The sequence below is a fragment of the Longimicrobium sp. genome, assembly GCA_036387335.1.
Lineage (GTDB): Bacteria > Gemmatimonadota > Gemmatimonadetes > Longimicrobiales > Longimicrobiaceae > Longimicrobium.
Window position 1 is genome coordinate 76,567 of record DASVTZ010000186.1, and the last position, 10,141, is coordinate 86,707.

The 10,141-nt window shown below is 71.4% G+C and carries 10 protein-coding genes; 2 read left to right on the top strand and 8 right to left on the bottom strand.

Annotation, left to right across the window (positions count from 1 at the left end; translation table 11 throughout):
- Nucleotides 1-123: 123 nt before the first annotated feature.
- The 3 genes from VF647_18745 to VF647_18755 form a co-directional block, all read right to left on the bottom strand.
- Nucleotides 124-1,494, bottom strand: coding sequence for a S41 family peptidase (locus VF647_18745; protein ID HEX8454133.1), 1,371 nt, complete (start codon nt 1,492-1,494; stop codon nt 124-126).
- Nucleotides 1,495-1,578: 84 nt separating this feature from the next.
- Nucleotides 1,579-2,736 (bottom strand): M56 family metallopeptidase, encoded by a 1,158-nt coding sequence (locus VF647_18750; protein HEX8454134.1) that lies wholly within the window; start codon nt 2,734-2,736, stop codon nt 1,579-1,581.
- Nucleotides 2,720-3,112 (bottom strand): BlaI/MecI/CopY family transcriptional regulator, encoded by a 393-nt coding sequence (locus VF647_18755; protein HEX8454135.1) that lies wholly within the window; start codon nt 3,110-3,112, stop codon nt 2,720-2,722. The genes VF647_18750 and VF647_18755 overlap by 17 nt, the downstream gene beginning before the upstream one ends.
- Nucleotides 3,113-3,421: 309 nt before the next feature.
- Here VF647_18755 and VF647_18760 point away from each other — a divergent pair, with 309 nt between their 5' ends.
- A complete protein-coding gene (locus tag VF647_18760; GenBank protein HEX8454136.1) occupies nt 3,422-4,561 on the top strand; it encodes a copper oxidase in 1,140 nt (379 codons plus the stop codon).
- 377 nt (nt 4,562-4,938) lie between these two features.
- On the opposite strand, the gene VF647_18765 is transcribed toward VF647_18760, so the two are convergent.
- The 3 genes from VF647_18765 to VF647_18775 all read right to left on the bottom strand — a co-directional run bounded on the left by VF647_18765 (nt 4,939) and on the right by VF647_18775 (nt 6,927).
- Nucleotides 4,939-5,934, bottom strand: a complete 996-nt coding sequence (locus VF647_18765; GenBank protein ID HEX8454137.1) for a hypothetical protein — start codon at nt 5,932-5,934, stop codon at nt 4,939-4,941.
- Nucleotides 5,935-6,046: 112 nt separating this feature from the next.
- Nucleotides 6,047-6,496: an RES domain-containing protein gene (locus VF647_18770; GenBank protein ID HEX8454138.1), complete on the bottom strand. Its 450-nt coding sequence runs from the start codon at nt 6,494-6,496 to the stop codon at nt 6,047-6,049.
- Nucleotides 6,493-6,927, bottom strand: coding sequence for an antitoxin Xre/MbcA/ParS toxin-binding domain-containing protein (locus VF647_18775; protein HEX8454139.1), 435 nt, complete (start codon nt 6,925-6,927; stop codon nt 6,493-6,495). The genes VF647_18770 and VF647_18775 overlap by 4 nt, the downstream gene beginning before the upstream one ends.
- 142 nt (nt 6,928-7,069) lie before the next feature.
- Between VF647_18775 and VF647_18780 the strand changes: the two genes are divergently transcribed.
- Nucleotides 7,070-7,507, top strand: a complete 438-nt coding sequence (locus tag VF647_18780) for a hypothetical protein (protein ID HEX8454140.1) — start codon at nt 7,070-7,072, stop codon at nt 7,505-7,507.
- A gap of 142 nt (nt 7,508-7,649) precedes the next feature.
- On the opposite strand, the gene argS is transcribed toward VF647_18780, so the two are convergent.
- A complete protein-coding gene (argS, locus tag VF647_18785; protein ID HEX8454141.1) occupies nt 7,650-9,404 on the bottom strand; it encodes an arginine--tRNA ligase in 1,755 nt (584 codons plus the stop codon).
- Between the two features lie 119 nt (nt 9,405-9,523).
- Nucleotides 9,524-10,141, bottom strand: a 618-nt coding sequence (locus VF647_18790) for a tetratricopeptide repeat protein (protein ID HEX8454142.1), incomplete at its 5' end; no start/stop codon positions are given.

Consider the following 10,141-nt stretch of genomic DNA (forward strand, 5'->3'; position numbering starts at 1 on the left):
AGGAATCTGAAATCGAAGGGCCTCACACAGAGGAAACGGAGGAGAACCGCAAGCCGCGGAGAACTTCTTCCCGCCGTTCTTGCGGTTCCCCTCTGTGGCTCTGTGTGAGGCTGCTGTTGCGGTTTACCTCCGCCGGCACTGCGCCTGGGGAAGCGTCGTGACGGGCCGGCGGGCCGGGTCACGGGCGGCGCGCAGGGCGGCTTCCAGCGCGTCGGCGGACGGCACGGGGATGTCGGGCGTGACGCCTGAGCGCTCCCACGCCGCGCCTGTGCACGGGTCCCACACGTGCGTCACCGAGATCGAGATGCTCATCCCCTGCCCCAGCGGGAACATGCGGTTGTTGCGCCCCGCGCCGGCCGTGCGCTCCCCCACCAGCGTGGCGCGCCCCAGGTTGTGCAGGACGAAGGGGACGTCCTCCGCCGCAGAGCCCGCGCCGTTGTCGATCAGCACGAAGAGCGGCACGTCCAAGCGGCGCGGCCCGGGGACGTCCGCGAGGGTGCGGCGCAGCGTGGTGTCGCCCGCGGCGGGGTCGAACACCGCCAGGGAGAGCAGGTTGGGGGCGGTGAAGTGGCTGATGAGGAAGTTGGCGAGCCCCGCGCTCCCTCCCCGCGACGCGCGCAGGTCGATGATCATGGCATCGGTGCGCTCCAGCGTGCGCAGCGCGGCGGCCATCTCGTCCATCGCTTCGGGCGCGCCGGGAAAGGAGCTCATCTTCAGGTAGCCCACGTTGCCTGGGAGCACCCGCGCATCGGTGATGTAGCGGAAGCCCCCCGCCGAGTCCGCCCGGGGCGCGGGGCGCGCGGGACCGATCCCCCCCGCGCCCACCACGACGCGAAGGTGCCGGTCGGGGTGCACGGCGCGGATGTCCTCCGTCAGCGCCTGGGCGAGCGCGGCGCGGTCCATCCCGGCGTACGCGCCGGCTCGTGCGCGCTCCCGCAGCCGCGCGCCGATCCTCTCGGCCGTGTCGCGCGAGACGTAGTTGCGCGCCAGGAGCGCCGCCGCGCTGTCCGCCACGGCCGCGCGCGCCGCGTCGGTGAGCGGAGCGGCGGGGGCCGGCTCGTCCTCCCCGCCACCACCGCCGCCGCCCGGCTGCACGCGGAGTCCCACGATGCGGTGCGGAGGCGCGGCCTCCACGTCCAGCGTCATCGTGAGCGGCCCGCCCCCTCCCTGCACCGTCACCTCCAGCCGCGTGGGCGAGACGGAGCGAACCGCCTGCAGCGGCGCGTTCGCGAAGTCGCCGGACATGCGGCGGAACTGCGCCAGGTGCCGCTCGAGCGGGATTTCCTGGAACTGGCCGCTCATCTGCTCGCCCACGAAGGCGCGCACCCGCTCCTCGCTCACGTCGCGGAGCTCCGCCAGCAGCGCGGCGGCGCGGCGCCCGGCGGGCGTGTCGGGCAGGGAGGTGCCCTGCGCGTGGAGCGGCGCTGTGCCCAGGAGCGCCAGCGCGGCGCCGGCGAGGATGCGCCGCAGTGGGGCGCGGAATCGAATCGTCATCGGATCGTCTGATGTGGAGGTTTGGAATTACGATCTACAACTGTAGATCCCGAACGCGCACGAATGGTTGCCGCGTGGCGCGGGTCAGCGCAGCCGAGGCAGAGAATCGAGGAGCCGCCCGTCGCCGGTCGTACGCACGTGGCGAAGTAGCTGGCCCGTCCTTGTGAGCTCCTCGAACGTCTCCTGCCGCGCCGCCACGCGCTTGAGGACGGGGTGGCGGACGGAGGCGTGCGGGGCGCTCAGCAGCACCGCGCCGAGCAGCAGGATCGCGGCGACGGCGCCCGCTCTCCAGGCGCGGATGTCCTCGCCGGAGCGCTCCGGCCCGACCAGCCGGTGGACGCGGCGCACGAGCGGCGACCCGTGCTCCACCATGGCGGCCATCGGCACCTCGCCCGCGGGCGCCGACAGCCACGCCGCGATGGAGGCGATGGAGCGCGCCAGCTCGCGCGGCCTCCCCGTCGCCCTCACCGCCCAGGCGTCGCACAGGAACTCGGCGCCCTCACGGTAGCGGCGCAGCCCCAGGGCGTTGAGCGGCTGGAAGAAGAAGACGGCCCCCACCGTCCCGAGCGCGAGAAGCCAGTGCGGATCGCGGCGGACCAGGTGCGCCGCCTCGTGCGCCACGATGCTCCGCTGCTGTCCCATCGTGAGCTCGTCCAGCACGCGCCGCGGCAGGCAGATCTCCGCGCGCCCCAACGCCACCGGCGCCGGGAGCAGCTCGGACACGGTGATCCGCACGCGCGGGCCGGCGAGCGACTCCGCCAGCCGCGTAAGCTCGCCCGCATGGAGCGCGCGCCGCCCGGCGAGACAGCGGCGCAGGCGCAGGTGTGCCCGCGCCAGCATCCCCAGCCGCACGGCGGCGGCCAGCGCCCACGCCGCGGTGAGCAGCGCCGCGAGCACCCCAATGGGCGCCCTCGGCCCCACCCGCACCGGCCCGCTCCAGCGCCGCACGACGGGCGGCCCGCCACCCGGCCGGATCTCCGTCAGCTCCACCCGCCGCATCCGCACCGGCGCCGCGGCGGAGGGGATGTCGACGGACGGGCCGACATCCACCACGCTCTGCACAGTCGCCGTGGCGAGCCCGCCCACGAGCGCCATCTTCCAGAGGAGGTCCGCCCCGCGCTCGCCGACCAGACGGCCGCGGGCAAGGAGGCACGCGCCGCCCAGCAGGAGCGTGCTGTGGATGGCGTACGTCAGCAGCCACCCCACGAGCGCGGAGAGCGCGCCGTCAACGACCGGCGCCATCGTCCTCCTCGATCGAGTCCAGCAGCGCCCGCACCGAATCCAGGTCGCCCGGCGCGATCTCGCGCGACTCCACCAGGTGCGACACGAGCGCCGCGCTGCTCCCGCCGAAGAGGAGCGAGGTCAGCCCGGCCACCATCGACCGCCGCACCTCCTCCTCGGTGACGGCGGGGCGGTACAGGTACTGGCGGTCCTCCCAGCGGCGCGTGAGGATCGCCCGCTTCTCCATCCGCCCGATCATCGTGGCAATGGTCGACTGCGCCAGCCGCCGCTCGTCCCACAGCGCGCGGTAAACCTCCGGCACCCCCGCCTCCCCGCGCTCCCACAGGACGCGCAGGATCGCAAGCTGAAGCTCGGTCAGGTGGGGAGACTCGGTCATCGAAGCCGTCGCGGGAGAAATACGATCTACACGTGTAAAGTGACGGGCGGGCGAGGCGAAGTCAATTAACCCCGCATTAGCGCTGAACAACATCGGGCACGGGCCGTTCGGAACGCCTGGAGCTTCGCGATTCCCGACGCGAGCCATCCAGCAAAACCCTACACGTGCCTCCAACCGGCCTACGCAACAATTCAGCATCTCCCGGCAGATATGGGGACGCGGTGCCGCTAATCTGGGAGCGTCCAGCCACGCCGCGGTCCTCACGAGCCAGGCGCGAGCCCGCCAGACCCAACCGAAGGCCAGGGAACCATGACCGAGACCCACGACATTCCGCAGACCGCGGCCACGCACCCGGAAGCCGCGCCGACCTCGCGCCGCCGCTTCCTGCACATTTCGGCACTGGGGCTGGCCGCGGGAGCCGCGGTGGCCGCCTGCAAGCCGCAGAATACGCCCGCCGCCGCGGGCGCGGGATCGGCCGACGGCAACCGGAGCGCCAGCAACGCCGCCCACCCCGGCGCCATGCCGACCGACAGCGACCACAGCGGCGGAAGCACGGCGCCGCACCCGGCCCAGACGGCGCGCGCGAAGGCGGACGAGATGGACGCCATGCACGAGAAGGGGATCAAGGCCTTCCCCGCGAAGACCGCCGGCAAGGGCAACCAGCCGATGGCGCCGACGATGGTGGGCGGGGTCAAGGTGTTCGAGCTGACGGCGGAGAAGATCAAGTGGGAAGTGGAGCCGGGCCGCATGGTGGACGCGATGGCGTACAACGGCCAGGTCCCCGGCCCGCAGATCCGCGTGCGCGAGGGCGACCGCGTGCGCGTGATCGTCCACAACAAGCTGGAGCAGTCCACCGCGGTGCACTTCCACGGCGTGGAGGTCCCCAACGACCAGGACGGGGTCCCCTTCATCACGCAGCCGCCGGTGAAGCCGGGTGAGAGCTACACGTACGAGTTCACGGCGCCCAACCCCGGCTCGCACATGTACCACTCGCACCACAACGCGGCGGAGCAGGTGGGCCAGGGCCTCCTGGGCGCGTTCATCATCGAGCCGCGCCGCAAGCGGGCGATCGAGAAGGTGGACGTGGACTACGTGATGATCATCAACGACGGCTACCACGGCTACACCATCAACGGCAAGGGCTTCCCCGCTACCGAGCCGATCGTGGCGAAGCTGGGCCAGAAGGTGCGCATCCGCTTCATGAACGAGGGGATGATGATCCACCCGATGCACCTGCACGGCATGCACATGACCGTCATCGACAAGGATGGATGGCCGCAGCCTCAGCCCTGGAAGTGCGACACCCTCAACGTGGCGCCCGGCGAGCGCTGGGACGTGATCGTAAACTGCAACAACCCCGGCACCTGGGCGTTCCACTGCCACATCCTGCCGCACGCGGAGAGCCCGCACGGGATGTTCGGGATGGTGACGGCGCTGGTGGTGACATGAGTGCGTGAGTGCGTGAGTGCGTGAGTGCGTGAGTGCGGATGGGGAATGGGGAATGGGGAATGGGGCCACGGTGGAGTGGACAACAGCCCGACTCGCGGCCCCACCCCATTTTGTCATCCTGAGCAAAGCGCCTCACCGCCCTCGCCCGTGCTCCAGACTGTGGCGCGCAGCGAAGGATCTACTGCGCGCGACGAGGGGCTCGCGGTCGGGGGCCGTCCTCCTGCCGCGCCGGCTAGATCCTTCGGTCGCCGCAGAAGGACCCGAGGGCGCTGCACTGCCCTGCGGGGCGGCTCCCTCAGGATGACAACACGCACTAACGCACTAACGCACTAACGCACTAACGCACTAACGCACTAACGCACTAACGCACTTTCCTCTCACCAATCCCGCGTAAACTTCTGCACCGTCCCCGCCGCCGGAATGCGCGCGCCATCCACCGCGACCCACCAGCGGGCGTCGCCGTCGTACGGGGTGGACTCCACGAGGAAGGCGGCCTCGAACTCCTCGCCCTTGAGGAAGTCGGCGCGGACGCGCGGGGCGGCGGGATCGGCGAACTGGAGCGCGGGGACGCCGGCGCGTGCGATGGCCACGCGGCGGCGGCAGGCCACGAACTCGCGCCCGTTCACCACGTGGTCCGCTCCGTCCACGGGCGGCGGCGCGACGACCGCGGCGAAGGCGGCGGGCGGCCGGGGCTCCGCGGTCCCGTAGTGCGCCGCGAGGGCGCGCGCCATCGCGACGGCGCACTTGGCCGGCGTGCCGGCGGCGGTCAGCAGCGCCTTGTCCGCGCCCAGGTTGCCGTGCTCCAGGACGATGCGCTCCATCCGGTCCCACAGCGCCGCGGTGTTGCGGAACATCGCCAGGCGCGAAGGCGTGGAGTCCGTCGCCACCCCGGTCTGCTTCTCGGACATCAGCCCCAGCTCGCGCGAGAAGCGCATGGGGATCCCCGTCTCCTCGCTGATCTCCTCCACGATCAGCCGCCCCAGCTTGCGCGTCTTCTTGTTGTTCGCCCACGTGTCCGGCGAGTTGGCGGGCGTATCGCCCAGCCCGGCGCCGTCCGGCACGATGGCGAAGATCCCCTTCCCCGCGCTCGGCGCCTCCATGTGCACGTCGATCATCACCACGGAGTCGCCGTCGGGGAGCGACTCCGCGACCGACGCCACCTTCTTCGCCACGTCCCCCAGACCCCCCGCGAACCAGTCCGGCTTCCCCTTCGTCGGCTTCAACCGCTGCACGTAATGCACGGTGAATCCCTTCTCCGGCAGGATGCGCGCGTACGCGTCGGCATACGCGAGCGTGAGGGCCGCCTCGCCCGCCGAGCCGCCGTTGGTCGTGTTCCGATGCCCCGCGCTGAGAATGACGTGCGTCTTCGCCATGAATCGCCTCCGATGAATGGGATGCAGGAGTCGCGGACCGTGCGCATTCTTACGGATAATGAGTACGGGGTGCATCCGGAAGGGGAACGTTTTGAGCCTGCAGCTGCGTTCGTCAGAACAGCCGCTCGTTCCAGGGCACGGCAAAGGGCTCGGAGACCCTGATCCGAGCGGCCTCCGGATGCTCCGGGTTGATCATCAAGTATAGTCCCACGGGGTGTGACGATACGGCGGGCACCAGCAGTCCAGCGGAGCGCCGCTGGTCGTACCAGGCGTCCCCGAACGCGGCCGCGGCGGGCGACTGCCGGGCGTCCCAGCCGGGGAGGCGGGCCGGGGCCAAACGCTCCAGGAGCTCATCCGGAACGTCGATGCGGACGGCGTGGTGCGGACCGGGAAGGGTGCGCGGCTTCAGCGTGTGCGCCAGGATCTCCAGAATCGCCCCGGCGAACGAGTCCGCGCCGTAGATGACGCGGCGCCCCCGCGAGTTCCAGCGCCCGCCCCAGTCGTGCGCCCCCGTTCCATCGAAGGGCGGATGCCGCGTCTTGGTGATCCGCCAGGCGATCATACGGGAAGCGCGTACTCGATCCTCATCAGCAGCTCCTCCACCTCCCGCGCGCCGAGATCGGTGCGGGCGAGGTCGATCGGCCGCTCGTCGCCGAGCTGCGGCTGGGTGCTTGTGAGGAACTCGCGCGCGAGCCCCGGATCTTCCCACACGTGCTCGGCGAGCGTGGCGAGGCGGGCGAGCCGCTCCGTGCGCTCGCTTTCCTCTGGGCTCAGCCGGGTACGGCGCCGGAGCGTGGTCTTGGGCACGATGCGGTACTTGAGGGTGGACGCCTCGACGTCGTTCACACTTAGATACCCCGCAACCGCGTCCAGCGATTCCACGGGGAGCCCCTCCTCGACCGCGCGGCGCAGCTCCGTGAGCGTCCCCACGCGCCGCCCGAGCGTGCGTGCCCCGCCCAGCATCTCCGCGACCTCCATCGCGCTCACGGTCATGGCTCCTCCTTGGGTTGATCCAACTGGACCGAATATCGTGTCCACCTGGTCCTACAACAAGAAGCATTCGCCCGCGGCCGGATTCTTCCATCCCGGGCGACACGATGCTTCCGCCCACAATCCTTTGAACCGCCGAGCCCCGATGAACCGCCTCCATCGCATCGCCCTGACCTCGCTCGCGCTGGTGGGCGCGTGCGGGTCGCTGCCCCCGCGTTCGGACGTCCCGCAGCCGAGCGGCGATCATAGCTGCTACCGCTCCACGACGCCGCTCCTGTCGCGATCCGCCACGCGGCTCTCCGGCCAGTGGCTGGTGCTCAGCGACCGGGGAGGCGAGGCGGTGGGGGCGCACTGGTACGACGGGCGCATCGTGGAGGAGAGCGGCGCCTGGCGGCCGCTTCGCTGGCAGTCCGTCCGCGGCGGCTCCTCCCTCCGCGTGCGCTGGAACGAGGGCGCCACCGAGGGCACCATGGAGCTGAACGACCGTGGTTCGGAGCTCGCCGGCACCGCCCAAGCCGGAACGCAGAACTGGCACGTCCGCGCCACCCGCGTCGACTGCGCCACCCTCCCCCCCGCCCGCTGACGCAACGAAACACGCCCCTGCCGCGAACCTCGCGGCAGGGGCGCAAAACCAGCCCCCTCTCTCGATAACAGAGGGCGCAGCCCTCTCCTGTTATCGGGAGAGGGGGCAGTCGAGTGTAACGAGACGGGGGTGAGGGCCCCGCCTACATCCGCTCCGGCGCCTCGATCCCCAGAATCCCCAGCGCCAGCACGAGCTGATCGCTCACCAGCCGCGTGAGGGTGAGCATGGAGGCGCGCCGGGCCGCATCCTCCTCGGAGAGGATGTGGTGCGCGTGGTAGAAGGCGTTGAAGCTCTGCGCCAGCTCGAAGGCGTGCTCGCACAGGGCGTTGGGCGCGCGCCGCTCGTAGGTGGCCATCACCGCCCGCCCGAAGTCCAGCAGGCGCAGGCACACGTCGCGCTCCTCGTCGCTGCGCGGCGCCACCAGCTCGCCCGCCTCGAAGCCGGCGGCCGCCGCCCTGGCCTGGATGGAACGCGAGCGGACGATGGAGTAGCAGAGGTACGGCCCCGTCTTCCCCTCGAACGAGGAGAACTGCGCCACGTCGAAGATGTAGTCCGACGTGCGGTGGTTGCGCAGGTCCGCGAACTTGATGGCCGCCAGCCCGATCCGCTTCGCGATCGTCTCCCGCTCCTCGTCGGTGATGTCGGCGGAGAGCGCGATCTCGCCCAGGCGGCTGCGCGCTTCGGCGATGGTGAGCTCCAGCAAGTCGCGCAGGCTCATCACCTCGCCCGCGCGCGTCTTGAAGGGCTTGCCGTCCGGCCCGTTCATCGTGCCGAAGCCCAGGTGCTCCAGCACGGGGCGGCCCTCCTTCACCATCCCCCCCGCCTCGGCCGCGCGGAATACCTGCACGAAGTGGAGCCGCTGCCGCTGGTCCACCACGTACCAGATGACGTCGGGGTCGCGAAGCTCCACGCGGTGCTCGATGGTGGCGATGTCGGTGGCGCCGTAGGTCACGCTCCCGTCGCCCTTGACCAGCAGGAGGGGCGGCACCGGCTCCGAGTCGTCCTCGCGCTCCACCTGAACCACCAGCGCGCCCTCGGAGCGCTGCGCCACGCCGCTCGCGGTGAGGCGCTCCAGCATCCCGTCCAGCCGGTCGCGGACGTCGCTCTCGCCTTCCCACAGGTCGAAGGTGACGCCCATCAGGTCCAGGTCGGCGCGCACCGAGGCGACGGACACGTCCACCATCCGGCGCCAGAGCGCGCGCAGGCCGGGGTCGCCGGTCTGGAGCGCGGTGGTGGCCTGCTTGGCCTCCTCCAGCGCTGCGGGGTCGGCCTTGGCTCGCGACGCGGCCTCCGGGTACAGCTTGTTGAGGACGTCCACCGTGATCCCGTCCTCCACCGAGCCTGTGGGGCCGCCGGGGGCGAAGTACGGCAGCTCCGGCCAGCGGCGGCGGATCTCCGCCACGAGCATCCCCATGGGGAGCCCCCAATCGCCCAGGTGCACGTCGCTGGTGACGTCGTGGCCCAGGAAGCGGGCGCAGCGCTGCAGCGAATCGCCGATGATGGAGGAGCGCAGGTGCCCCACGTGCATCCGCTTGGCGACGTTGGGCCCGCCGAAGTCCATCATCAGCTTGATGGGCTGCACCCGCGGCGCTCCGTGACGCGGATCGTCGAGCAGCGCCCCGGCCTGGCGCGCGACGTAATCGTCGGACAGCGAGAAGTTGATGAACCCCGGCCCGGCCACCGTCACGCGGTCGAAGGGGAACTCCAGCTTCGCCGCCACCGCGTTGGCGATGGCGACGGGCGCCTGCCGCGCGGCCTTCGCCAGCGACATCGCGGTGTTGCACTGGAACTGCCCCGCCTCCGGCCGCCGCGACTTCTCGGCAATCGCGGGCACCTCGCCGTATCCCGCCGCGGCGAAGGCCTCCGCCAGCTTCTCGTTCAGAAAATCCCAGATCATATCCCGGCAGTGTCCCGTTCTCGGTAGTCGTTGCGCACCAGACGGATCGGTCTGGTTTCGCGCGCCCAAAGTAGCATGGGGAATGGGGAATGGGGAATGGGGAACGGCGCCAATCGCAGTCAGGGAAGCCGCTGGGCCAGGTCACGCGCGCCCGCATGCTCCGGCTCGATCTCGTGAAGCACCGCCAGCGCTTCGCGAGAGCGGTCGAACTGCTGGGTGATGGCGTACGCGTTCGCCAGGTTGAAGAGGATGGCGGGGTCGCGGGGCGTGCGGGCACGGGCCTGCTCCAGCCGCGGGATCGCTTCGGCGGCGGTGACGGCGAAGGAGATGCCCTGGTCGCTCGGGTCGAGCCCGGCGGCGCGCCGCAGGCTCCGCGCACCGCCCGCGTTGTCGCCCAGGCGCAGGAGGATGAAGCCCAGGAGCTGCGCCGACTGCGCCGTCTCGCCGCGCTCGGTCGCGGCGCGGGCGTAGCGCAGCGCCTCGTCGTTGCGGCCCAGCACGAAGGCGAGCCGCCCCGCCACGAACGCGGGCTCCGCGTCGGCGCGGAACTCCTGCGCCATGGCGCGCGCGGCCCGCAGCGCGCCTTCGCGATCGCCCGCGCGCTCGTACGCGTCGCGCAGCCGGTCCGTGGCTTCGGGCCACGACATCGTCTCGCGCACCAGCCCCAGCGCCAGCTCTTCCTCGATGGCGCGCGGGCGGAGCGTGTCGGCCACGGGCGTCACGCGCGCGCCGCGGGG